The sequence below is a fragment of the Paenibacillus sp. J22R67 genome, assembly GCF_059692175.1.
Genome location: NZ_JCAUAX010000003.1, coordinates 1 through 24,046, shown reverse-complemented (window position 1 = coordinate 24,046; position 24,046 = coordinate 1). Strand labels below are relative to the sequence as shown.

Here is a 24,046-nt window from a genome sequence, read left to right as displayed (position 1 = left end):
TCTTTGCTCTTGCTCTCTGCTCTCCGATCTCCGATCTCCACTCTCCGCTCCCAACTCTCATGTCCTCACCCAATCATCCACGATCCCTAAACCAAGCCTGCACGCCAGCTTCCAGCAACCGCATATCCATAGCCTGCAGCAAAAGCTGCTCCTGAGCCTCCCTAAGGCTTACCTCACGGAAACGCAGCTTGCCCCCAGGCTTCACTTGAGCGATTAGCGGCAGATGGGCCGTGATGACATGGGCAATTCGCGGATAACCACCTGTTGTCTGGCAATCAGAAAGTAACAGAATCGGCTGACCGCTCGGCGGCACCTGAATCGTCCCTGGGACAACAGCTTCCGAAATCATCTCATGGGAGTTGCCGCGTTTCAACGAAAGAGGCTTTCCTTCCAGTCGATATCCCATTCGGTCCGATTGTGGGGTGACCGTGAAGCTTCGAGTCAGGAATTTCGCCTTGACCGATTTCGCAAAATGGTCAGCTTCCTTGCCCCAAACAATACCCACAACCGGATTATCTTCGTAACTCGGACGAATAAAAGGAGTAACGACGCCTGAGAGGGACAGAATGTTAATGTTCGCTGCTACTTTCCTAGCATTGCTCAGCTTCAGTTCATCTCCCGCTTGAAGCGCCCTCCCTTCATAACCGCCTATCCCTGCTCGCAGATAAGTACTTGCGCTGCCCATGCTGACATTTGCCGCAAAACCCCCATGCACAGCTAAATAAGCTCTACAGCCCTTCAGCGCATAGCGGAAGTTCAGCTGTTCCCCTTTTTGGATGAGAAAAGATCGCCATAATGGCACTTTCCTACCCTCCACATCCGCCTCCAGATCAGCTCCACACAGGGCTATCAGCATATCCAGCTGCGCAACCATACTCGGTCCGTTCAGCGTTATTTCTAATACAGCAGCATCTGCCGTATTTCCTACAAGAATGTTAGCAGCTTGGTGGGCAAAAAAGTCCATAGGACCCGAGGCAATCACGCCATATTTGCGGTATCCATAACGCCCTTGATCCTGCAGGATCGATAGCATTCCCGGCTTGATGATTTTAAAGCCCATATCCCTGATTCCTTTCAGCGGTAAAATGGAACTGCTCCGGCGTGATGGAGATGAATTTCACCCGATCTCCTACCCGCAATAATGACGGAGGAGCGGATTGCGGCTGAAATAAAGCAAGCGGCGTCCGACCGATCAAATTCCACCCGCCTGGTGTTTCCAACGGGTACACGCCGGTTTGCGCGCCGCCTATGCCTACCGATCCGGCTGGAATACGGGGCCGAGGCACCGCTTTTCTTGGCGTAGTCAGCCGCTCATCCATCCCGCCCAAATACGGGAAACCAGGCGCAAAACCAATCATATATACCGGATAGATTTGTGCCGTATGTCGTGCAACAATTTCTTCCGCCGTCAGACTATGATAAGCTGCTATATCCGCAAGATCAGGACCAAACTCCCCGCCATAACAAACGGGGATTTCTATATATTCCTCGGTCTCTGGGGACTGTTTCTCAATCCCCAATTCAAACCCATTCAAGCACCGTTCAATATGTTGAAGAACTTTGTCACAAGGAAGCAAATAGTTCTCCCCAGCAGGATGTTGATGTTTACGGTGGACCTCCGCTTCCGAAAATTGCTCATAAACCGCGATGGGATCATAATAAATCGTGATTGTCGTATATGCGGACACCATTTCGATAAAACCTGCGAAAGGATGCTTCTCCAGATAGGCTGTTACTTGCCTTACCAGATCAAGGGTGGACAGCTCAATGCTCCTGCCGAGCGTAAGTACGATGGCCGAATCTCCAAGGTGATGCCATTCGTAATGGAGCTTTGTCATGCAAAGTTCATCTTTTTCAGCCAATTTGCACAAAGTTCTGGCCATATATAAGCTTCGCTGTGATCACTCGCCATGCCAATCCCATGTCGTCCACTCTCAAATACGTGTAGATCGTAAGGCACTTTATGACGGCTAAGCGCCCCAGCAAAAAGCAAGCTGTTCTCTACAGGAACGGCAGCATCGTCTGCGGTATGCCAGAGAAAAGTCGGCGGTGTGTCAGGCGACACTTGTTTCTCCGTGGATAACAGGCTAACCAGCTTCTCATCTGGTGCCTCACCTAACAAATTTCGTTTGGAACCCATATGTCCATACTCGTACAGAGATATAACTGGATAACAGAGAATTAAAGCATCCGGACGGCTGCTTTGTCTTTCGATAGGATCTGCTGCATCTTGGTTCCCAGCATCGAATAGTGTACCCGCCGAGGAAGCGAGATGGCCTCCTGCGGAGAATCCGAGAATGCCTAGCCGATTCGAGTCAATGCCCCATTGCTGCGCATGATGTCTTACTGTTCGAATCGCTCTTTGGGCGTCTTGGAGCGGAACTGGATGTTCATATGGAGCTACCCGATAGTTTAAAACAAAGGCTGAAATTCCTAGTCCATTGAGCCATTCTGCGACGGGTTCGCCTTCATGGGCCGCACGCCTACCGTAGCCGCCTCCGGGACATACTATAACGGCGGAGCTCAAGCCTTCGCTTGCTACAGGATACAAGGTCAAGCTCGGACATCCTTGGTTTTCCTCACCGATGCTATCCTTGGATGCTCCGGGCCATAATTCAATTGTGGTTGCGGTGTTCACTCAAGAACCCTCCTTCATTTATGTGCTACGCTAATCATATCGAATCCACACTAGTTCGCATAGGTAGGATTTTACAAAAAATTAGGACGCTACCTCGATTCTCACTTACGAAGAGAACTACAGAGCTCTATTTGAGCCTAATCAGCTGATTTCCAAGGTTTGTCGATTCCACCTACTCATCAATCAAAAAAAGGCGGTACAGGATTATCCCTGCACCGCCTTTCACTTATCATTTCCGCTCAATATCCCAAATGACTTCCCAATTCTCATTCACACTAGCTTCGATCGTGCCTCGCTCCATAATATATCCGGCAAGCAGCTCCGCGACATCCGTCGGGATATCCTTGATAACCGGTTTATCCTGGAACATGGCGTAGTTGCCTCCGCCCGCAGCCCTGTAATTATTCATAACTACATCATAAGATGCGTTAAGGTCCAGCGGCTTACCATCATAACCCAGCTGGATGACTCGCTCGCCAATCGGGCGGGAGATGTTCAATTTATACGTAATGCCTTCCCACATATCATAGTTGTAATGCTGTGGCTTCGGCTCTCTAAACTTGCTGCTCACCTGAACTTCACCACCGGATGTCAACTCAAAATATTCCGCTGACTGTTCCAAGGCGTCCTTGATGTCTTGCCCGGAAATTCGAATCACTTTCAAAGTGTTCGGGTAAATATAGTTGGATACGATGTCTCTCATCGTAATATCGGAAGGAAAGCCTGGCGATACGTTGTCAAACAAAGCCGTATTCGAAATAGACGCTCCGGATAGCTCCATCTGAACCCGATTGATAAATTCGATCAGTGCGCTGTCTTTCAAGCGTGTCTGCATGGGGTCTTTCACCAGCATATCGCCCGTGAGCTTGCCGATAGGTTGATCCAGCCACTTTTGGGTTTTCGCTTCATGTGTACTTACAAGCTCTATGAGCTGCTTATCAGCTTCAACTCCCGTTACCGATAGCAGCTCCGATGTCTTCGTGTCGATCCGCCACTTCCCCTCAACCATCGAAAGCTCCAGCTTCACTTTCCCAAGCGTAACACCAGCCGTTCCCGGTTGAACAACGATGACGCCATTGACAGCTTGCCCTGCTATGCTCCGGTGCTGGTGCCCTGTCAGGAGCACATCTACCCCTTCGACTTCCATACAAAGCTGATAGCCCTGATTTTCACCTGTCAAAGGTTCTGTCGGTTCCCCTGTCTCCAGATGTCTCTCGAAACCGCCATGATAAGAGACCACCACGACATCCGCATGCTCCTCTTCCTTAAGCACTTTCACCCATTTGCGAGCGGCTTGTACAGCATCCACAAACCGCAAACCTGCGATGTGTGCAGGATTCTCCCAATTTGGAATATAAGGCGTCGTCAGTCCCAAAATACCGATACGAGCACCTTCCGGAAGTTCCATGACGATGTAAGGCTTCCCTAAGAACGGCTCTCCGCTTCCTGCATCAACAATGCTTGCACACAACCACGGGAACTCGGATTCCTTGACCGCTTTACCAAGCACATCAAGACCATAATTAAACTCATGATTCCCGATTACTGCAGCATCATAGCCGATATAATTGAGTCCAAGCACCATCGGGTCCATTGATTCGTTATCCAATCTAGCATGATGGTAGGCGAGCGGAGTGCCTTGGATAAGATCCCCGTTGTCGATTACAATCACATTGGATTCCTTTTTCCGTTCATCTGCTACCAATGCCGCTATCTTGGCTAAACCTACTTCATTGGGCAAATTATTCGCGTAATGCAAAGGCAGCATATTGCCATGTAAATCGCTTGTTTCCAGTATGGTTACTGTACTTTTCTGCACCTTACCAGGTTGAGTCAAGTTCCCCACTCCACAACTTTTATTTTGTAAATACATACATAACAATTGGCAGTTTAACAAATACTTCACACTATCTTCCATATCCCTTATGTTAATGTTATATTACATCTTAGATAAATAGCAAATTAAATTAAACGGAGGTCAAAAAAGAAATGAAAAAATTAACAGTTATCACTCTTTCCATGATGGTTGCTGCAACGGGTCTACTTGCTGGTTGTGCAAAGAAAGAAACACCAGCTCCATCAGCTTCAGCTGGTGCAGCAGCGACTGCTTCTCCGGCAGCTTCAGCTAGTCCAGCAGCAGCAACGGGCTTTGTTCCAAAAGAACTTAAAGTTCAATTCGTTCCTTCCCAAAATGCTGAGACGCTTGAAGCGAAAGCAAAACCACTTGAAAAACTTCTTGGGGACAAGCTGGGTATCCCAGTTAAAGTTTCCGTTTCAACTGACTATAACGTTGTAATCGAAGCTATGGCTTCCAAACAAGTTGACGTTGGCTTCTTGCCTCCAAGTAACTATGTAGTTGCCCACGATAACCGCAAAGCGGCTGATCTGCTTGCACAAGCGACACGTTTCGGCGTTGACGATGCAACAGGCCAACCAACGACTGAACTCGTGAATTTCTATAAATCCGAAATCCTTGTTAAAGCAGATTCCCCGATCAAATCCGTTGCTGATTTGAAAGGCAAAAAAATGGGCTGGCAAGGTGTTACATCCGCGGCTGGTTATGTTTACCCAGGATTGTTGTTGAAAAAAGCTGGCGTTGATCCAGTGAAAGATGTAACAGGTGTACAATTCCAAGGGCATGACAAAGCGGTTATCGCACTTCTTAATGGCCAAGTTGATGCTGTTGGCGTATTCCAAGATATTCGTACGAACATGATCAAAGATTACCCGGACATTTTCAAACAAACGAAAGTTCTAGCTTTCTCCGATAAAATCCCTAACGATACGATCGCTGTTCGCTCCGATATGGATGCAGCTTGGAAAAAGAAAATCCAAGACGCTTTCCTCGCACTTGGCAGTGATCCAGAAGGTCAAAAAATAATTTTTGATGTTTACACACATAAAGGTTATGTTGTTGCTAATGATTCAGATTTCAATATCGTTCGTGATGCGAACAAAGAAATGGGCTTGAAATAAGCCTCCCCTTTTTAACTAAACAAATAGAGGCTGTCCCATAAGTCATCATATGACGGAGGGGCGCCTCTTTTTTTTCAAATTAACAGGAAATCCTCCCGTTAAAGTATTGAGATCTTTTACGACCGCTTCCCTTTTTCAATTCTACGCATTTCTGCACTTGCATACTATGGATGTGGCACGTCCGGTAAATTTTTTTTTACTTTTGTATGACGAACGTTTACCTGGACATGTCATATATCATAGTGGGGTGAAAATGGAATGTTCGAAAAGCTTATAAGCAGCAAAAATGAAGTCTCCATCCGGTGCGGCAATGACGAGATTAGAGGAGTTATTACGAATTACTATTCAGCCTTCCAACTTTTGAAAATAAGAAACATCATGATTCCTCTTGAGCTAATCGAACAGATTGAAGTCTTGGAGCCGACCAGCAGCTCAACAGCATTATCCAAAATTAGCCGCGGTTCACTTCGTTTAGTTACCCGTGAGAGACTTTCAACTCAAGTGTAATAGACATACATAAAACCTACATAACCAAACAGACGCCGCAGCTGCGGCGTCTGTTGCTTTATACGATGCGTTTACGAAGCGATCCTGAAATGTAGTCAATGATAGAGACGGTAATAATAATTCCGATGAGGATGATCCCCACACGCGGCCACTGTCTCGCATTAAGTGCGAAAATCAGCGGCGTACCAATCCCCCCAGCACCAATGACTCCAAGCAGGGTTGCTGAACGAACGTTGATTTCGAAACGATATAGTGTATACGAGATGAAATCAGGAATAACTTGAGGAATGACGGCGAAGGCCATCCGCTGCCAAATATTGGCGCCAACGGCGGTCATCGCTTCTGTAGGTCCCATATCCATATTTTCAATGGCTTCGGCATACAGCTTTCCGAGCATCCCAACAGAGTGCAAACCTAAAGCCATTACCCCGGCATACGCATTAGGTCCTACAGCTTTGATAAAGATCAAAGCCATAATAATTTCAGGAATCGTACGAACAACACTCAGGAACAACTTGCCTGTTCCCGAAACAGCGCGGAAACGGCTCATATTCGCAGCAGCCCAGAAGGCAAACGGCAAACATACAATGGCCGAAACGAAGTTACCCAAGTAGGAAATCGATAACGTTTCAAGCAAGGAACGTAGTAAATCTTCCCCCTCCGGAATATAGACATACGCCCAATCCGGATGAAACAACCCGGAAACCATCGCTTTTGTCAAAATCCAAGTCGTTGGCTGGAATCCTGTTAGCTCTAGACCTGTCAACGACCAGATGAACAAAGCAATAACAGCGGCCCATCCTACAATTTTATAAGTAAGAGCACGAGATTCTGACATTGGCTTCGCGCTGCCTTTGAGCAGGTAGGAACGGAACCGAGTACTTACTAGATCAATGATAACAACAACAATCAACGTGTAGATAACAATCGCACAGGACTGATCGTAGCGGAATAGATCCAGCGTGTTTTTGAGCAGCAAACCGATACCTCCGGCTCCAACCAAACCAAGAATGGCGGACGCGCGGATGCTGACTTCAAACGTATACAGGAAATGAGCGAGGTACGTAGGTGCAACCTGAGGAAGGACACCGAAACGGATCAGCTTCAGCTTATTGGCACCTACAGCTGTCATCGCTTCCAGAGGGCCTGGATCAATCGCTTCCGTCGATTCGTATGAAAGCTTAGACAAAATACCGAACGTGAAGAAAATCAGCGCAAGCGTACCTGCCGTCGGGCCAAAACCCACTAACACAGCAAACAGTGCAGCATACAGCAAATCCGGAATCGTACGAAGCAGGTTCATGATCAGCCTAGCCGGATAGAAAAGCCACGGTGTCGTTGTCACGTTACGTGCTGCAAGAAGCGCCATTGGGTAAGCGAAAAGAGCTCCCACGGTTGTACCAATAATGGACATTTGGATGGTCTGTGCCATCGGTTTCCAAATATCAGCGAAGAACGCCCAATCCGGTGGAAACATTTCGCCAACGAATTTAAGAATTTCCGGCGTTCCCGTAACCAGCTTCGAAAGTGTGGCATCCGTCTGATAAATGCTCCCAATAAGGAACAGCACCATGATGATGGCCGTGAGATAAAACTTCGTCTTAGGAGGTCTTTTGACAGACGTCACACTCATCCCTCCTGCACCCCCAAAAGCTCATCTTTCTTAATGGCGCGGCCATAAATTTCGGAGAATACATCATCTGTCGCTTCAGCAACGGGTCCGTCATATACGACTTTACCAGCACGAAGTCCAATAATCCGCGTCGCGTATTCACGAGCAAGATCAATAAAGTGCAGGTTAACGACCGTTGTGATACCCAGTTCTGTATTAATGCGCTTCAGGTCATCCATAACCTGTCTCGTTGTTAAAGGATCTAGGGAAGCTACAGGCTCATCCGCCAAAATGATTTTGGCTTCTTGGGCAAGCGCCCTCGCGATGGAAACACGCTGTTGTTGACCGCCGGACAATTCATCAGCGCGTGAATAAGCCTTCTCCCGAATATTCACTCTTTCCAGTGCTTTCAGGGAAAGCTCAATATCATGTTTAGGAAATAATCCAAGTACAGTACGCAATGTGGAATGATAGCCTACGCGACCAGATAACACGTTGCGAAGCACCGTGGAACGCTTAACGAGATTGAAGGTTTGGAAAATCATCCCGATATCTCTGCGCATCCGGCGTAATTCAGCACCATTGGCTTTGGTGATCGATTTGCCATCTATCAAAATTTCTCCGTCTGTCGTCTCATGTAAGCGATTGATTGAACGCAATAACGTCGATTTCCCTGCGCCAGAGAGACCCACGATGACAACGAACTCTCCCGGATGAATAGTCAAATTAATGTCGTTCAGACCCACAGTTCCGTTAGGATACACCTTGGAAATATGTTTAAACTCAATCATATAAGTCCTACTTTCTCTAAATGGTATCAAAGATCAGACCAAACTAATTCAACGAATTTCGTCAAAATCCTTCTTTCTATGATTACCTTTAGAAAATATTCATATTCCATTGTTCACCAATACAAAAAAAACCAGCCCCGGAACTTACTCCAAGGCTAGTCAAAATTACTTGTCACCTATACTTTAGCACGCCAGCGCTCCTCAATTTTCATTCCTTTCCAAACCGCAATGGAGACGATCCACGCGATAACAAACAGAGCAACGAGGATGAAACCTAAAGTGCCGAAATCAATGTCCTGCAGCCAAGTCCAGAAGGTGCCTTGCATACCGAACTCTTCCGAGAGTACCTGCCCCAGTTCAATGACACCGATAATTAAAGCGGCAATGACGGCCAATGCGGTTACTGTCAAATTGTAATAAAGCTTGCGCACAGGCGTATGGAAAGCCCACTTGTAGGCTTTGGTCATGAACATCCCGTCGGCTGTGTCAAATAGACTCATGCCTGCTGCAAATAGCAGCGGAAGTGAAATGACGCCGATGAACGGAATCGCATCTTTTGCCGCATGAGCAGAGATAGCTAATAACGCAATTTCACTAGCCGTATCAAAGCCTAGCCCAAAGAGAAAACCTAACGGATACACATGCCAGCTTTTGCTGATGAAAGAGAACAACGGTTTGATCATGCGGGCAATAAAACCGCGGGATTGCAAAAGCTCTTCAAACTCATTGTCATCCTGCTTGCCGCCGCGAAATTTGACGAACAATTTATAGAGGCTTATTAGAATAATCAAATTAATAACACCAATGATAACAAGGAAAAGTCCAGATACCGAAGCGCCAATGACGCCTCCAAAACGCTGCATCCAAGGAAGCTCCCGCTCCGCCCAAGTCACTGAAAAAGCGGTCACGATCGCCATAATGAAGACGACAGAAGAATGACCCAGTGAGAAATAAAAACCTACGCCGAGCGGGTTGCGTTTCTGTTGAACTAGCTTACGGACCGTATTATCAATGGCCGCGATATGATCGACGTCAAAGGCATGCCGCATGCCTAGCGTGTACGCAAGCAGTCCGATCCCCCAAAAGGCAGGAGACGATTTGGCTACGGAATAAAGGCCAATCAGTCCTAATACATGAAGAAGCAAGATAAAGCCAACGTATCCGGCCCAGCTTTTTCGCTGTTCCAGCAATGATTTCCACATGTGGTAAACACACACCTTCCCATTCGTGCTACGATTTATTAATAATGTAGCACACGTGTGCATGACTTGAGAAGCCTTTTGACTAATTTATTGTGAAGAAATCTAACATTTATTTGATATAATAGTATCCGTTCCAGATAATGAGCTATGTAAGGAGTGTAAATGATCTGATGTCTCTTCGTCTTTTTAAACTTTTTACGATTTTCGTACCTGTTGTCATCATCGGCGGCTTTGAATATATACGCCATGAATTCCTATTAAATTACTTGACGATGGAAGCCGGCAACTTCTCCATTACCGTTATTACGCTGCTGCTCTCGTATCTCTTTGCCTCATGGATGTTTCAAAGCATTGAACGCAGCAACGAGCAGCTTACCATGGGCGAAGCCCGTAGAGCCGTCTACGAAGAGCGCGAGCGCCTCGCTAGAGAGCTGCATGACGACCTCGCTCAGACGCTTTTTTTCCTCAACGTCAAGCTGAAGCAAGGCGATTTGGAGGAGGCCAAAGCAGCCGTTTCGGAAATCGATAACTCGCTCCGGCAGGCGATTTTCAATCTACGCACACCGCCTGAAGAAGGAACTAGCCTTGAGCAGCGTATCCATAAATTTCTGAACGACTGGCGTTTGATTACAGGCATTGAGCTGCAAGAGGAGCTTGAAATTGATGAGAATAGCTTCACTCCTGCAGAGGAGGTTCAGCTTTTTGGCATCATCCAGGAGGCCTTTACAAACATCCGCAAGCACTCCATGGCAACGGAGGCAGCGATCTTACTGGAAGCCCAGTCTGATGCTTGGAAGCTGCACATTACGGATAACGGCCGTGGACTTCAGCATTCTGAAGCAATAGGTACGAAATACGGTATCGAGCTTATGCAGAAACGAGCATCTGAGTTAGGCGCCACATTCGAACTTAAAGCAAGAGGCGCTGGCGAAGCTCAAGCCGAAGCAGGAAGCGGAGACACAGCCGGAACCGAGCTCACCGTACAAGCCGCAGATAGGAGGAACTGACCTTGACATCCACGCAACCATTCCGCGTACTCATTGTAGATGATCATCCCTTGGCACGAAAAGCGATCCGAAGTATGCTGGAGCCTGTGGCCGATTTTGAAATTGTAGGTGAAACCAGCAGCGGTGAAGATGCTATTGTGCTGTGTGGTGAAGTCGCACCCGATGTGGTATTAATGGATATTCATATGTCTCCTATGGATGGACTTGAAGCAACACGGCGAATCAAACAAGCTTATGGAACGATCCGTATCGTCATGCTTACGGTTTCTGATGATGTTGCTGACCTCTTCACAGCATTACAGTTCGGAGCTCAAGGCTATTTGCTCAAAAATATGGATCCTGACGAATGGCTTACCTACCTGCGAGCGCTGCTCGATGACAATTCGGATGCCGCCCGGGGAATGGCGGACAAGCTTTTCCAACGGTTTCGGGCACCGGTAGGGAACTTAACCGAAGGGCCAACACCCAGCATGCTAACTTCGCGAGAGCAGGAAATTACCGCCTATGTCGCCCAGGGAGACAACAATCGGCAGATTGCTGAGAAGCTGCTGATTTCGGAGCATACCGTCAAAAATCATATGAAAAATATATTGGTTAAGCTCGGACTTGAGAACCGAGTTCAGCTAACCGGATTCGCCATCAAACACGGCTTGACACGAAAAGGACAAAACTAGTCGAAAAAATAGCCCACTTGAGTCATACTCAGACGCTTACCAAACAGGTAACATGGACAACATGAGAAGAGTTGATTCGAAAGGGGAAAATGTTCCATGTTCAAAAAATTGATGTTAAACGCAAGTATCCTGCTGATCGGTTCCATGCTGCTAATAGCTGGTGTCGCAAGCGCTCACGTAACGGTTTATCCCAAAGAAGCTACACAGGGCAGCTACGAGAAGTTCACGGTTCGTGTTCCCTCCGAGAAAGATATTCCTACGGTGAAAGTGGAAGTGAAGTTCCCGATGGACTCCGTTGCCGTTTCCCGTTTTGAGCCAAAAGCAGGCTGGACGTACGAACTTGCCAAAGATTCCGCTGGTAAAATTACTGGCGTTACCTGGACAGCCAGCGGAGATGGACTCGCGAGCACTGAATTCGGTGAGTTCAACATGCAGGGTAAAGTAGCAGACGCCGCTACGCAAATCGTATGGAAAGCTTACCAAACCTACAAAGACGGCAGCGTCGTGGAATGGGTCGGCGCAGATGGATCAGACAAGCCTGCTTCTGTTACGACGGTGAAAGCCAAAGCTGGCACTGTTACTGACAGCCATGGAAATGTCGTTGCTGGCCAAGCTGCTGAAAGCGGCAGTTCCAGCTCCAAGACACCGCTGTACCTCTCCATCGCAGCTGTTGTGCTCGGTGCATTATCCTTGATCGTTTCGTTAACAAGAAAACGCCGCTAATACAGCCATAAGAAAAGGCCCTGAGTTCTCCGTCAGAATTGACGCTGAACTCAGGGCCTTTCTTATGCTTGTTTTCTTTGGTAAATCCGGAAGTAATACTCGTACGGATTTTTCTCGTTCCGCTCACCTTGTTCACTTGAGACCAAGGTCCATTCGGACAAGTCCAGATCTGACATGTACGTGTCCGCTTCAAACTCATGCTCGATGAACGTTATGTACATCCGATCAACCTTCTCGGCGAACAGACGAAATATTTCTGCGCCGCCGATGACGAAAAGCTCTTGATCCCTGAATTCCTGAACGGCTTCATCTACCGAGTGTATGACCTCGCAGCCCTCCGCCCCAAACTCCGTATTCTGCGTAAGGATCATATTGCGTCTGCCTGGCAACGGCCTCCCGATGGATTCATACGTCTTGCGGCCCATCAGAATCGGGTGTCCCATCGTCACGGCTTTAAAAAACTTCAGATCACCTGGCAAATGCCATGGTAATGTATTGTTCACCCCAATGGCACGGTTGCGGTCCATGGCAAAAATAAATGAAATACTCATTGTTGGTGCAAGCTCCTTTCGTAACACGTCTATACAGCTACTGGCGCTTTGATCGTTGGATGCGGATTGTATCCAATCAACTCAATATCGCTTACCTCGAAATCGAACAGCGAAGCGACATTTAGATTCAGCTTAAGCGTTGGCAATTCCTTCGGTTCACGGCTCAGCAGCGTATGAATCTGGTCGATATGATTCGTGTAGATATGAGCATCTCCCATTGTGTGGACAAACTCCCCAACGCCTAGTCCGCACTCCTGTGCGATAAGGTGCGTGAGCAGCGCGTAACCTGCAATGTTAAAAGGGACGCCCAGGAACGTGTCTGCACTGCGCTGATACAGTTGGCAGCTCAGCTTGCCATCTGCTACATAGAACTGAAACATCGTGTGACACGGCGGTAGCGCCATGCTCGGCACATCCTCAGGATTCCACGCGGAGACAATCAGCCTGCGGGAATCCGGGTTCGTTTTGATCATATGGATAACCTCTTTGAGCTGATCAATTGTACCGCCCTGCGTTGTCGTCCAATCTCTCCACTGCTTACCGTACACATCTCCGAGTTCGCCGTATTGCTTCGCAAACGACTCATCATTCAGCACTTTATCCACGAAACTCACCATTTGCTCGTCATACTGCACCTTGAATGCTTCATCCTGCTGAGATCGCAGACCAAAATTGGTCATATCCGGTCCTGTATAATCTGCGCTTTCCACCCACTTCTTAAAAGCCCATTCATTCCAAATATGGTTGTTATGCTGCAGTAGATAACGAATATTCGTATCTCCTTTAATAAACCATAGCATTTCACTGGCGATTAACCGAAAAGGCACTCTTTTCGTCGTCACGAGCGGGAATCCCTCCGCAAGGTCGAAACGCATTTGCCTCCCGAATACGGACAATGTGCCCGTCCCTGTTCTATCTTCCTTTTTAGTCCCATTTGCAAGTATATCTTGTAGTAATTCCTGATAGGCTTTCAAAGCTAACGAACCTCCATCCCGTAATAAAAGGCATATCTATGTATTTTACCATTCCTCTTCTGTGGTATCTACAAGGGCGGGCAACTTCTCCACGAAATTCCAACCTTCCAGAGATGCATTTTCGCGGCGTATATGGTACTATTTGCTTCTATAAAAGAGGTTCGCAAACTTCCCTCTATAAAAAACTATGAAATGAGGATTCATCATGTCTACAGGTAGAAGCAATGAAGATTTAAAAGAGATCACCTTACTCGGAAATCAAGGAACGAAATATGTGTTCAACTATGATCCGACGCTGCTAGAAGCATTTGATAACAAACATCCGAATAGGGATTATTTCGTAAAATTCAATTTCCCTGAATTCACGAGCCTGTGTCCCGTCACTGGACAGCCGGATTTCGCCACCCTCTACATCTCCTATATTCCGAATATCAAAATGGTAGAGAGCAAGTCCCTCAAGCTGTATCTGTTCAGCTTCCGTAACCACGGCGATTTCCACGAGGACTGTGTCAACATTATCATGGACGATTTAATCAAGCTTATGGAGCCCCGCTATATTGAGGTTTGGGGGAAATTCACTCCGCGCGGCGGCATTTCGATCGATCCTTATTGTAATTGGGGTCAGCCGGGCACGAAATTTGAAGCGATGGCTGAGCACCGGTTGATGAATCACGATATGTACCCCGAAAAAATCGATAATCGTTAATTTTGCTGCAGAGGTAAGGTAATTGTTACTGTCGTGCCTACGCCTTCTTCACTTTCATAAACAATTCTGCCGTTCATCGTTTCGATGATTCGGATGGTAACAGCTGTCCCCAGTCCCGTCCCTACATCCTTCGTGGAGTAAAACAGATGGCCGATGCGGGATAGCTGTTCTTTACTCATTCCTTTGCCATTATCGCAAATTCTGATTTGCACTTCGCCTGCTAACCCCGTCAAACGAACCTGCACTTCGCCATTTACCTGCGTAGCCTCAATCGCATTTTTGATCACATTCACTAGGGCTTGCTGCAGTTGCCCCCTATCGGAATGAATATAGATGTGCTCGTCGACATGGCAGGTAAGCTCTACCCCATTTTTCATCGCCATCGGCGACAGAAGAATCAGGATATTATTTAGCACATCTGAAAAAGAAAAGGATTCCAACTTCGTTAATTTAGGCTTGGAGAAATTTAAATAATCACTAATAATCGTCTCTGCCCGCTCCAGCTCCTCCATGGCAATAGTCAGGTACTGTTGATTTTTACCTAGCTCGCTCGGACGCATGAGTTGAAGAAAGCCTTTCACAACCGTAAGCGGATTACGAACCTCATGGGCGATAGATGCAGCAAGCTCACCTAAGGTTTTCATTTTCTCGGCTTTCTGAATTTCCGCTTTCATTTTGGCATGTTCTTCGTTGAGTTCCAGTAGCATTGTCGAGAACCAGGTTCCCAAAATAGTGAGGATTCCGAACGCAATGATTGCGGGAATCATTCTATAATTCAAGGGTTCGCCGGAAAACAGCGAGTAGGATACTAATATCGTGAGCATGACAAACAGAGGACCGAGGGCAACCAAAATAGTGGCCTTAATCCGCGAGTTTCCTGTCAGAGAGTTGACTTTGAACGAAGCCAGAAAGGGAATCAAAAACGCAATGGTCATACTGATATATCCAAACAAAAGCGCATCGCCACCAAGGTAGGTACGCGTCATAATAATCATCGCATAGTTAATAAGGCCTGCCTTCCGCCCCATATACACAGTTGCTATGACCATAGGAACGTAGCGCAAATCCCAAAACAAATTAAGATCTTCATAAGAAAACACCAGACAAAGAGAGGAGGCGGCTCCATACAACAGACCCATCGCAATGGGAGATTTCGCATAACTCCAGCGTTCACCAAAAACGCTCTGCAATAAAACAGGAGCGAGGACAATCAGGATGTTCAGAAATAATTTCTCTAGTAACATAGCTCCTCCTACACTTACGGCCTTTCAATTTCTCTCTCCTTGTATCTTCTGCAAGCGCTAGGATATTCCCTTTTTTGACCATTGGATTTATCTGGAATTTTCAATGACCTAGTTGGAATCCGGGTTTGACTCGAAAGGAACTGGAGTCCTCTATTCGGAGAAAAATGAGCTATTTCCTCTCTGAGCGGAACTACAGGACCTTACTTGTCCTCCATGGCGCGTTTTCAGCGGGAATTGGCAAAATAACGGAACGTAGTTCCGCTTACAGTGGAAATTGGGCCTTTTTTCTGAAATAGCGATCTGTAGTTCCCGCTGCTTAGCTCGAATACTATAAATCGCTTATATGAAAAAAGCTATGACGGAAGCACCTCTTTCGAAGCCTTCAAGTCATAGCTTATTTGTAAATACTCGAAACTGGTGGCGGATTCCGTTAGGAAGATGCTAGTTTGTAAAAGTCAATTCATGCAGCATCCGAAGCAGCAAAACAGCGCTCTGCGCACGCGTAGCTTCTTTATCCGGGTCAAAAGTAGATGAGCTAGTGCCTTCCATTAGCTTCAATTTCCCAAGATGATTGATCGCCTCTTGCGACCATGGCTGAATTTGTTTTTGATCATCGTAGGAAGGCGTTTCCCCTTGTGCTTTTTGCTCGTTATACCCCGCTGCTGCTAAAGCACGATTAATCATAACCGCCATTTCTTGGCGGGTAATTGTTTGCTCCGGACGGAACGTCCCATCCTCGTAGCCTGTAATAATTCCAGCTTTCACTGCGGCGTTCACAGCATCGTTATACCATTCTTGTTGGTTCATATCTGTAAAAGATGCTTCATCCGCTGAGGACTTGATGCCAAGTGTCCGTACGATCATCGCCGCTAGTTCTGCTCGGGTAACTGGTTGATCCGGGCGGAATTCGTCTTTGGTAATGCCTTGAACGAGCCATTTGTTAGCCATCTGCTCAATGCTGTCCTTCGCCCAGTGTGAGACCGTATCTCCAAAGGAAAACTGGTTCTCGACTAGCATAAACGTGCCGTTTGCACGACCATAAATGATAACTTCTCCTGCTTTGACGTTAAAAGGAACCGGTTCATAGCTTACATGGCCAATGGTATCTTGGACAACCCTGACGGCAGCCAAGTTACGCTCAGTAAGCGTTCCATTCTCAACTTTCAGCGTATAAGGCACAAATTGATTGAAGTCAGTGATGTCCACTGATTTGCCATCACTTGAAACTGCCTTCATGGAAAAATCCATAGAAGCCACAACCTGGATTCCGGCTGCTTGAGCTTGAGTAGAAGCGAAATCATTTGTTGTGATAGCAACCTCAAGCGTCGCGAGCTGCGATGAAACTAGCTGCTTTACAGGAAGCTTTATGCCGCCTAAGTGTGTATCAATACTCACCGCTGGCACTTCGAGCAGCTTATCCAACGCTGACCGAGTCAAGTTGACCTGCACCTGCTCCGTGCTGTTTGGTGTCTCTACTACAAGCGTGACAGGTCCGCTGCCTTGTGCTTTTGTGATAGCCTCAAGTGCCTGTGAATCTACCGTTGTTGTAACGACTGTTTTGCCGTTTACTTCCACCACTTTGGTGCTTAGTTTATCGGACGGTAGTGCAATTGGACCTCCTGACGGCGAGCTGGCAGGGGGGTTGTACGTGTCGTCCCTGTCATTTTCGTCCAACCAAACTTCAGTTGCCGTTACTCCACTAGCTTTCAAATAATTAGTTCCTATATTATCCAAAATATTTTTGGTAACGGAAATGTTTGTACCTTTCTGAAGCTGAATCCCATTGGTGTTTCCAGTGATGGTATTGCCTACGATCTGTACATTTTGAGGGTCACCAGCGCCAACATTACTTGCGTTTTGATCCCCATTATCATGTTCAAGCAAAATCCCCCAGTAGCCGGAAGCTGTGTTATTGCGAATAATGTTATTCACGATGCGTGTCCCTGGTCCATTTAAAATATTAATGCCCACACCATTGTTTACAGTCGTTGTGTTTTCAATGATGTTATGTTCAATCAATGTATCCGGAGTACCCATTGTTACGACAATTCCTTCACGCGCATTGCGGATCACATTGTCATGAATGTAGTTTTGAGGTCCTGTTTTACTATGATTGCTTGGCGCCGTTCCGCCTGTATTACCAAGTCCTACGCCGCCGCCTGTAAGAATATCCTCAACCGTATTGCCGTAAACTTCGTTCAAATATTCCAACTCACCATGGAGATCAATCGCATCTAGCTTTGTATTCTTATAATGATTATTTCGCAGTTCGTTGTTGTGTGCTACGTTTTGAATGAGGGAGCCATGGCGTAAATACGGCCCTTCAAAAGTGGAGTTTTCAACCACGTTCCAATACGTATCATTATCAAAACCGAGCCTATCGACCTTCGGCATCCCTTGAATGGAAGTGCCATATCCAGCACCGCCGCCGCCTAAGTCAGTAGCATTTCGGAAAGTCGCATGGCGCACAACGACATCATGACTATTTTCGATCCGAATGGCCATACGACGAAAACGCTCCACAGTGACATGATCAATGGTCACGTTATAGGAAGGAATCTCACCATAATTGGCGACTGCAATCATACTGTCTGGCCCTCCGGCAGCCGGATTGTTCATAACATGATCTAATGAAAAAGTACGATTCCACGTTGATGTAACGGTCAGATTTGAAACCAAAATATCATGTTGACTCGATGATTTCAGCACAGAACTATTTTTAACATCATCAATGCTTGATTTCAAAAATGTTTGCGACTCGCTCTCACCTCGCAGGTTGACGCCTGACTTCAACTTTAAATTGATAAACCCATCTGGGGAAGACATTAAATTATAAACCCCATTAGGCATGAACACTTCGTCGCCTGCTGTTGCGGCATCTATCGCGTTTTGGATCGCAATGCGGTCATCTTGAGCATTATCCGCAGCGTTTGCACCAAAATCGAGCACGTTAAGTGTGGCGCCAGTTACCTGATTAGATGTGTGTACAGCGTGTTCAGACCCATCTGGATTCGTTAAGCCCGGCTTTGTAAAAGGCACAGTCCCTGGCGGCGCTGTTGGCGTAATATTGGGAACAATCGCTACCGGCGTGTCACCTGAAGGAAACGGTGGGTATATCATGACTTCCGTTAAACTTGTGAACGTGCTGCCATCTGAGTTGCCGTGTCCAATAACTCGAACGAAACGCACCTGCGTATCCGGAATATCAAAAGCCTGCATATCTACCATGTTCGGACGGCTGTTTCCAGTGAAAACATTCGTCCAGGTTTGCGCATCGTTTGATGTTTGAATATCAATGAGCGTCGTACGCAGATCTCCTTTATAAAAGGCAATGCCCACGTAGCCAATGTTCTTCGGTTGCCCCAAATCAAACATGACATATTGCCCATCACCTGATGCTGACCAGCGGCTGAACAAGTTGTTATCGAGCGTGTTGCTTTCTACGTTACCATCGCTGCTGCTCGCATTGACTTCAACGACTTGCAGAGGTGTAACTGGAGCGGACAATGTAGTTACATTATAAGTCAGCGGTGTCAGCGAGTAATTGCCGACCGCATCTCCTGCGTAGACGCTATAAGTAACGCTCGTATTGGGAGCTAACCCTTGTACGGTGTAGGTATTTCCTTTTACGTCGCTTAGCAGTACATCATTTTGATAGAGCTTATAATTGGATACTGCACTATCATCCATCGCTGCTGGCCAAGTTAATTGCACAAAAACCATGCCTAAGTTAATCGATTTTAGTGCTGCGTTTTGCCCCCAAGTTGGAGGGGTATTGTCGCTCTGAACGACACGTCGAACCAAGAGCTGCGGCTCAGGATTGGAGGCCGAAGTGTTCTCTTTTGAATATACGTTAACGGAGTTGGTAGAATTTGAAGCAATGATGAAAGAGACTGCCTGATCGGAGAGATGCTGTCTTACATAATCAGTCACGTCTACGGTGTATAGAATTGGCTTACCTGCATTGGCCTGATTCACGATAAATTGTCCTAATGGATTCATCGCAGACAAATCTGTCTGAGGGGCCGTATTCCAGGTTATTGTTGATTCTTGCCATGAATGATTCAGTAGACCATACACCTGAAGGCCGGTGTCGATGTCGCTGCTGCCTTTTTTAGCAGACACTTGTAAATAATATTTGTATGTACTATTAGAGACGGTAGACACATCAAACTTGAAGTAGACTTCTGTTTTTTTCGAGCTGCTGGTTGAAAGACTGTATAATCCTAGCGTCGAACTCCCCAAATTCGTTCTGTTGTCGTAGTTCGTATCCGCCACCTCAGGCTTGGAGCTATCTGTCACGATAGCAGCATCTGCGCTGGTTGGAAGAGCAGCAACATCTACTTCAACATCCGCTGCCCTGCCTGCCGCAGGAACAAGGAGTAGCGAAAAGACCATTGAGAACAGTAACAACAAAGCTAGTCTTTTTTGTAAAAAGTGAATTTTCATGTAGCGATGCTCCTTATTCAGTTTAGTCTCGCACTTTTGTAAGCGTATACAATTAGCTGCGATTCAATCATATTACCCCCTTTTGGGCAACTTTCATTGTCATTTATTTAGGTGTTGGAGGGATATTATTGGTTTGGACAAAAAAAACCGCCCCCTCAGGGACGACTTCCTCACAAACTAATATATCGGCTTCGCTTGGTACAGCACTTGCGGCTGCGGGCATTGCGGGAAAGGATAGATATCCCGAATTTGATTGAAGGCATAATGCTTGGTAGCAAATTGCTTATGGTATAGGTATTCGATCAGGTAAATCGACCCGCCTTGCACACTACACAGAATTCCCGAAGTTCCCGTACCGTCCATTAGGGATACACCTACTGGACTGCCTATCCAAGCATATGCTTTTTGCTGTAATGACATAGGCCATCACCTCCTGCATTACCTTATGCGGGGAGGCGCCCATGCGTTCGGCTCACTCCCCCAGCTTTGCTACATGCACACGACCAGAGAAAAAGGTTGCCCCTCCGCCCATATCTGCCACACGATCTGGCGTAAGCGCATTAACCAAAGCTTTGCTGCCGCTAACTGTCGAATCCGCCCAGAGTCCTTGGCTCACGACAACACCTGGCAGCACATCCGAGCCCGCCGCTACGGTTAACTCACATTCACCACGTGCATTCCACACACGAACCTTCTCGCCACTCGCTACCCCTAATGAGGCAGCATCTGCTTCATTCATGTGCAGCTTCGGCGTTTTTTCCATACGGACATGCTTCTCATTATGAGCAAACGTCGAGTTCAGGAAGTTGTGATTTGGCGCCGGAATGAACAGGAACGGCAAATCGCCTTCCTCAGGAAGCGGAATGTACGTCGGCAAAGCCGGATACCCTTTCTCCTCCATCTCACGTGAGAAAAGTTCGATTTTACCGCTCGGCGTCCGTAATTCCCCTGGAAACAGCGGCTTCACTTCCGCTTTCATGAACTGCTTCTCCAGCAGGTTATCATAAGTAATATTCGCTAAGGCCGGATTTCCAGGATGATTCAAGGCTTGGCGCACCAAATCTTCATCCGTATCCTGCAAAGCCTCATCCTCATAGCCCATCCCTGCTGCAAGCAGGCGAAACACATCGACGTTCGCTTTGCTCTCGCCATAAGGCCGCGCAACTGGAAGCTGAAGATGCACATATTGATGCCAATAGGAACGGTAAAAGTCCGTATTCTCAAAAGATGAAGTAGCCGGGAGCACGATATCCGCATACTTCGCCGTCTCGGTCAAAAACAGATCATGCACAACCGTAAACAAATTTTCGCGCCGAAGCCCTTCTCTCACTTTATTAGCATGAGGGGCAACTAACGCTGGATTAGAATTGTATACGTACAGCGAACGAATTGGCGGATCCAGCTCTAGCAAAACGCTGCCAAGCAAGTTCATATTAATCTGCCGCGCCTCTTTCACCCTTAGATCAGGTCGCTGCAAGGCCTGAATATTGTGCTCCAAATAAGCGCCATTCCCTTTAATAGCGCCGCCTCCACGCTGCAGCCACTGCCCCGTTAATGCCGGCAAGCAGGCAATGGTCCTCACGCACATCCCGCCATTATCATGATGCTGAATCCCGTTACCGATGCGAATAAAAGAAGGCGAAGTTTGACCATATAATCTAGCTAAGCGGTAGAGGTCTTCGATCGGAACTCCCGTTATGGCAGATACCACAGAAGGTTCATACTGCCGTACATGCTCCCTCAGTTCCTCATGGCCAACTGTATATTGCCTTAAAAAAGCTTCATTTACGCTATCCTCGGCGAACAAAATATGCATGATCCCCAGCGCCAACGCGGCATCCGTTCCAGGCATAATCGGAATAAACCAATCTGCCCAGCGGCCGGTTTGGTTCTTGTGAGCGTCGATGACGACGATTTGCGCCCCGTTTTTGCGTGCCTTCTCAGCCAGCATTACCTGATGCATATTGGTGCTGACAGCATTGATCCCCCACATAATGATGAGCTTAGCGTGCACCGTATCCTCCGGATCGGTTCCAAAGCTGCCGCCCATCGTATATTTATAGCCTTCTGTTCCTGCGGATTCGCAAATCGAGTACAGTAAGCGGCTTGCACCCATCCGGTTAAAAAACCGGCGATCCATCCCCTCGGTTCCAATCCGCCCCATATTGCCATAAAAGCTGTAGGGCAGAATGGACTCGGGGCCTTCCTCTGCGATCTGCTTTTTCCAGCGGGTAGTGATGGTTTCAATCGCTTCCTTCCAGGAAATTCTTTCAAAGCGGCTGCCCTCGCCTTTTGGGCCTACGCGCTTCATAGGGTACTGCAGCCTTTTATCATCATAAAGACGTGCCGTCATGTTGCGAACTTTATTGCATATTGCCCCTTGTGTCACCGGGTGGTTGGGGTCTCCCTCTATTTTAACGATCTTGCCAGCTTCCTTATGAAGCAGCAATCCGCATTGATCTGGACAATCCAGTGAGCATACAGCTGGAAAAATACCATTTTCCTGCTCAATCATTGACGAATGCATCTGCTATTACTCCCTTCCATCACTTCAACTTCTTTACTATATAACGAATTAAGAGGAAGGGAAACATTTGCACATGAAAATGACCCACTACATGGCCTAGTGGGTCATTACTTTTAGTCTAGGACTGAGCCCCCTAGAACAAAACGATACTGCAGATGCTTAAATAACATATGGTCGATCCGTACGCCGCCTGTCTTTTTGGAAGCAGAATGAATGATTTTACCATCGCCTAAATAAATACCCATATGACTGATCGGCTTCTGAGAGGGAGCGAGATTGGCATAATCGGAAGGCCGATTGCCCATGAAGCTCGTGAAAAATAGTAAATCACCGCGTTTTGCCTGCTTAAGATCGGTGTATTTCCGTTTGGATAGGGCCTCGACGTATGCAGCCTGGTTTTTCGCATCCCATGGTAGATCCATCCCGAGCGCAGTCAGATACACCCAACGAGTGAAATCCGAGCAGTCAAAAGATTTGGGGTCCAATCGGTCCGACCCATATACGTAGGGAGTTCCGAGATAGCTCTTGGCTGTCTGGATTACGTTCTCGACGTAGCCTCCTTTTTTCGGGACGATGCCAGGCCTAGGGAAAGCTTGGATCAAAGGGAAACCGTTTGGCAGAAGCGCCTGCTTCTTACTGTCAGCAGCCAAGCTCTTTACTTGATTTGAGGCATAGAGCTGCTCCACACCCAAATCTCCGATATATAGCTCTGCATCGCTGCTAGTTAGATTCCAGTCCGACATCCGATTATCCGTCTCCCGCTCAGGGGTCAGTTGCACCTGCTCGCCCGTGCTGAGCTGTTTCATCTTTGATGGGTGGGAGCATCCATTCAGTGTGAGCGCAGAGGCTAACACGATGCTCATTGCAAATATGCGCATGATCAAACTCCTCGGCATGTGATGCTGTTAGGATGCCAAATTTTCGGGGAAATAAACCGGCGGCGTGGGCCGGGGATCCCGTATGTGATGTTGTATTCTGTACAACATTATGGATGGTTTTTGGGGTAATGAGGGCTTTACATTGTACAAAATACAATGAGATTGCTTGGTTTGTGCTGAAACAGCAGCTTTCGGGGGCAAATGGTTGCATAAATTGCAATGTAGCTGACTCTAGGCTTGAGACTTAGGGTAAATGGTTGTATAAAGTGCAACCTAAGCCGATTTTGCTATAGGAGAGTGATGTGCAGTGGCAGAGCAGGGATTCCGGGGCGCTGAGGAGCCAGGGGAAGTGTGATAAGCATGCGTTAGCGATGGAAAACATCGTTACAGCAGGGTTTCGGGGGTGCGGGAGCACTTCCCGCGATCGTTAAGCTTGTTTTTCAGCGTTACAGCGGGAGTTTCCCGCGTTGAGCATACGTTAGCGATGGAAAACATCGTTACAGCAGGGTTTCGGGGGTGCGGGAGCACTTCCCGCGATCGTTAAGCTTGTTTTTCAGCGTTACAGCGGGAGTTTCCCGCGTTGAGCA

Annotated in this window: 20 protein-coding genes and 1 riboswitch; of the genes, 6 read left to right on the top strand and 14 right to left on the bottom strand. The window is 47.2% G+C overall.

Annotated features, from left to right (window positions below; translation table 11 throughout):
• Positions 1-73: 73 nt before the first annotated feature.
• The 4 genes from AC58VC_RS12150 to AC58VC_RS12135 form a co-directional block, all read right to left on the bottom strand.
• Positions 74-1,060: a 5-oxoprolinase subunit C family protein gene (locus AC58VC_RS12150; protein WP_497369050.1), complete on the bottom strand. Its 987-nt coding sequence runs from the start codon at positions 1,058-1,060 to the stop codon at positions 74-76.
• Positions 1,050-1,838 (bottom strand): 5-oxoprolinase subunit PxpB, encoded by a 789-nt coding sequence (pxpB, locus tag AC58VC_RS12145; RefSeq protein WP_497369049.1) that lies wholly within the window; start codon positions 1,836-1,838, stop codon positions 1,050-1,052. Before pxpB ends, AC58VC_RS12150 begins: the two co-directional genes overlap by 11 nt.
• The gene (locus tag AC58VC_RS12140) at positions 1,835-2,638 is read right to left on the bottom strand and encodes an alpha/beta hydrolase (protein ID WP_497369048.1); all 804 of its coding nucleotides are present in this window, start codon (positions 2,636-2,638) and stop codon (positions 1,835-1,837) included. The genes pxpB and AC58VC_RS12140 overlap by 4 nt, the downstream gene beginning before the upstream one ends.
• 229 nt (positions 2,639-2,867) lie before the next feature.
• Positions 2,868-4,511 (bottom strand): bifunctional metallophosphatase/5'-nucleotidase, encoded by a 1,644-nt coding sequence (locus tag AC58VC_RS12135; RefSeq protein ID WP_497369047.1) that lies wholly within the window; start codon positions 4,509-4,511, stop codon positions 2,868-2,870.
• Between the two features lie 116 nt (positions 4,512-4,627).
• Between AC58VC_RS12135 and AC58VC_RS12130 the strand changes: the two genes are divergently transcribed.
• Together AC58VC_RS12130 and AC58VC_RS12125 are read left to right on the top strand one after the other, a co-directional pair.
• The gene (locus tag AC58VC_RS12130) at positions 4,628-5,614 is read left to right on the top strand and encodes a phosphate/phosphite/phosphonate ABC transporter substrate-binding protein (protein ID WP_497369046.1); all 987 of its coding nucleotides are present in this window, start codon (positions 4,628-4,630) and stop codon (positions 5,612-5,614) included.
• A gap of 258 nt (positions 5,615-5,872) precedes the next feature.
• Positions 5,873-6,121 (top strand): hypothetical protein, encoded by a 249-nt coding sequence (locus tag AC58VC_RS12125; protein ID WP_497369045.1) that lies wholly within the window; start codon positions 5,873-5,875, stop codon positions 6,119-6,121.
• A gap of 58 nt (positions 6,122-6,179) precedes the next feature.
• Here the strand turns inward: AC58VC_RS12125 and phnE are convergent, their stop codons facing one another.
• The 3 genes from phnE to AC58VC_RS12110 all read right to left on the bottom strand — a co-directional run bounded on the left by phnE (position 6,180) and on the right by AC58VC_RS12110 (position 9,726).
• Complete coding sequence (gene phnE / locus AC58VC_RS12120; RefSeq protein WP_497369044.1) at positions 6,180-7,754, bottom strand: phosphonate ABC transporter, permease protein PhnE; 1,575 nt, start codon at positions 7,752-7,754, stop codon at positions 6,180-6,182.
• Positions 7,751-8,524 (bottom strand): phosphonate ABC transporter ATP-binding protein, encoded by a 774-nt coding sequence (gene phnC, locus AC58VC_RS12115; protein ID WP_497369043.1) that lies wholly within the window; start codon positions 8,522-8,524, stop codon positions 7,751-7,753. Before phnC ends, phnE begins: the two co-directional genes overlap by 4 nt.
• A gap of 176 nt (positions 8,525-8,700) precedes the next feature.
• Positions 8,701-9,726 (bottom strand): HoxN/HupN/NixA family nickel/cobalt transporter, encoded by a 1,026-nt coding sequence (locus AC58VC_RS12110; RefSeq protein ID WP_497369042.1) that lies wholly within the window; start codon positions 9,724-9,726, stop codon positions 8,701-8,703.
• Positions 9,727-9,896: 170 nt separating this feature from the next.
• Between AC58VC_RS12110 and AC58VC_RS12105 the strand changes: the two genes are divergently transcribed.
• The 3 genes from AC58VC_RS12105 to AC58VC_RS12095 all read left to right on the top strand — a co-directional run bounded on the left by AC58VC_RS12105 (position 9,897) and on the right by AC58VC_RS12095 (position 12,130).
• Positions 9,897-10,733, top strand: coding sequence for a sensor histidine kinase (locus AC58VC_RS12105; protein WP_497369041.1), 837 nt, complete (start codon positions 9,897-9,899; stop codon positions 10,731-10,733).
• 2 nt (positions 10,734-10,735) lie between these two features.
• Positions 10,736-11,407: a response regulator gene (locus AC58VC_RS12100; RefSeq protein WP_497369040.1), complete on the top strand. Its 672-nt coding sequence runs from the start codon at positions 10,736-10,738 to the stop codon at positions 11,405-11,407.
• Between the two features lie 96 nt (positions 11,408-11,503).
• A complete protein-coding gene (locus AC58VC_RS12095) occupies positions 11,504-12,130 on the top strand; it encodes a YcnI family copper-binding membrane protein (protein WP_497369039.1) in 627 nt (208 codons plus the stop codon).
• A gap of 62 nt (positions 12,131-12,192) precedes the next feature.
• Here the strand turns inward: AC58VC_RS12095 and AC58VC_RS12090 are convergent, their stop codons facing one another.
• Together AC58VC_RS12090 and AC58VC_RS12085 are read right to left on the bottom strand one after the other, a co-directional pair.
• Complete coding sequence (locus AC58VC_RS12090; protein ID WP_497369038.1) at positions 12,193-12,681, bottom strand: dihydrofolate reductase; 489 nt, start codon at positions 12,679-12,681, stop codon at positions 12,193-12,195.
• 29 nt (positions 12,682-12,710) lie between these two features.
• The gene (locus AC58VC_RS12085) at positions 12,711-13,655 is read right to left on the bottom strand and encodes a thymidylate synthase (protein WP_497369037.1); all 945 of its coding nucleotides are present in this window, start codon (positions 13,653-13,655) and stop codon (positions 12,711-12,713) included.
• Between the two features lie 150 nt (positions 13,656-13,805).
• Positions 13,806-13,850, top strand: a riboswitch (PreQ1 riboswitch).
• 10 nt (positions 13,851-13,860) lie between these two features.
• Here AC58VC_RS12085 and queF point away from each other — a divergent pair.
• On the top strand, positions 13,861-14,361 hold the full coding sequence (gene queF / locus AC58VC_RS12080) for a preQ(1) synthase (protein WP_145666901.1): 501 nt from the start codon (positions 13,861-13,863) through the stop codon (positions 14,359-14,361).
• Here the strand turns inward: queF and AC58VC_RS12075 are convergent.
• The 5 genes from AC58VC_RS12075 to AC58VC_RS12055 all read right to left on the bottom strand — a co-directional run bounded on the left by AC58VC_RS12075 (position 14,358) and on the right by AC58VC_RS12055 (position 23,459).
• Positions 14,358-15,605, bottom strand: a complete 1,248-nt coding sequence (locus tag AC58VC_RS12075; protein ID WP_497369036.1) for an ATP-binding protein — start codon at positions 15,603-15,605, stop codon at positions 14,358-14,360. The two genes, queF and AC58VC_RS12075, sit on opposite strands and share 4 nt — an antisense overlap.
• Positions 15,606-16,046: 441 nt before the next feature.
• Positions 16,047-20,054: an S-layer homology domain-containing protein gene (locus AC58VC_RS12070; protein WP_497369035.1), complete on the bottom strand. Its 4,008-nt coding sequence runs from the start codon at positions 20,052-20,054 to the stop codon at positions 16,047-16,049.
• Between the two features lie 177 nt (positions 20,055-20,231).
• Entirely contained in the window at positions 20,232-20,474 is a 243-nt protein-coding gene (locus AC58VC_RS12065) for a hypothetical protein (protein ID WP_497369034.1), read from the bottom strand.
• 52 nt (positions 20,475-20,526) lie between these two features.
• Positions 20,527-22,581: a molybdopterin-containing oxidoreductase family protein gene (locus AC58VC_RS12060; RefSeq protein WP_497369033.1), complete on the bottom strand. Its 2,055-nt coding sequence runs from the start codon at positions 22,579-22,581 to the stop codon at positions 20,527-20,529.
• Between the two features lie 113 nt (positions 22,582-22,694).
• Positions 22,695-23,459 carry a C40 family peptidase gene (locus AC58VC_RS12055; protein ID WP_497369032.1) on the bottom strand — a complete coding sequence of 255 codons (765 nt, stop codon included), beginning with the start codon at positions 23,457-23,459 and terminating at the stop codon, positions 22,695-22,697.
• Positions 23,460-24,046 lie beyond the last annotated feature (587 nt).

Coding starts and splice junctions, on each gene's coding strand:
- AC58VC_RS12070 (WP_497369035.1), bottom strand. CDS start 20,054: ATGAAAATTCACTTTTTACAAAAAAGACTAGCTTTGTTGTTACTGTTC.
- AC58VC_RS12060 (WP_497369033.1), bottom strand. CDS start 22,581: ATGCATTCGTCAATGATTGAGCAGGAAAATGGTATTTTTCCAGCTGTA.
- AC58VC_RS12095 (WP_497369039.1), top strand. CDS start 11,504: ATGTTCAAAAAATTGATGTTAAACGCAAGTATCCTGCTGATCGGTTCC.
- pxpB (WP_497369049.1), bottom strand. CDS start 1,838: ATGACAAAGCTCCATTACGAATGGCATCACCTTGGAGATTCGGCCATC.
- AC58VC_RS12110 (WP_497369042.1), bottom strand. CDS start 9,726: ATGTGGAAATCATTGCTGGAACAGCGAAAAAGCTGGGCCGGATACGTT.
- AC58VC_RS12105 (WP_497369041.1), top strand. CDS start 9,897: ATGTCTCTTCGTCTTTTTAAACTTTTTACGATTTTCGTACCTGTTGTC.
- AC58VC_RS12065 (WP_497369034.1), bottom strand. CDS start 20,474: ATGTCATTACAGCAAAAAGCATATGCTTGGATAGGCAGTCCAGTAGGT.
- AC58VC_RS12055 (WP_497369032.1), bottom strand. CDS start 23,459: ATGCGCATATTTGCAATGAGCATCGTGTTAGCCTCTGCGCTCACACTG.
- AC58VC_RS12075 (WP_497369036.1), bottom strand. CDS start 15,605: ATGTTACTAGAGAAATTATTTCTGAACATCCTGATTGTCCTCGCTCCT.
- AC58VC_RS12090 (WP_497369038.1), bottom strand. CDS start 12,681: ATGAGTATTTCATTTATTTTTGCCATGGACCGCAACCGTGCCATTGGG.
- AC58VC_RS12125 (WP_497369045.1), top strand. CDS start 5,873: ATGTTCGAAAAGCTTATAAGCAGCAAAAATGAAGTCTCCATCCGGTGC.
- phnC (WP_497369043.1), bottom strand. CDS start 8,524: ATGATTGAGTTTAAACATATTTCCAAGGTGTATCCTAACGGAACTGTG.
- queF (WP_145666901.1), top strand. CDS start 13,861: ATGTCTACAGGTAGAAGCAATGAAGATTTAAAAGAGATCACCTTACTC.
- AC58VC_RS12150 (WP_497369050.1), bottom strand. CDS start 1,060: ATGGGCTTTAAAATCATCAAGCCGGGAATGCTATCGATCCTGCAGGAT.
- AC58VC_RS12135 (WP_497369047.1), bottom strand. CDS start 4,511: ATGTATTTACAAAATAAAAGTTGTGGAGTGGGGAACTTGACTCAACCT.
- phnE (WP_497369044.1), bottom strand. CDS start 7,754: ATGAGTGTGACGTCTGTCAAAAGACCTCCTAAGACGAAGTTTTATCTC.
- AC58VC_RS12130 (WP_497369046.1), top strand. CDS start 4,628: ATGAAAAAATTAACAGTTATCACTCTTTCCATGATGGTTGCTGCAACG.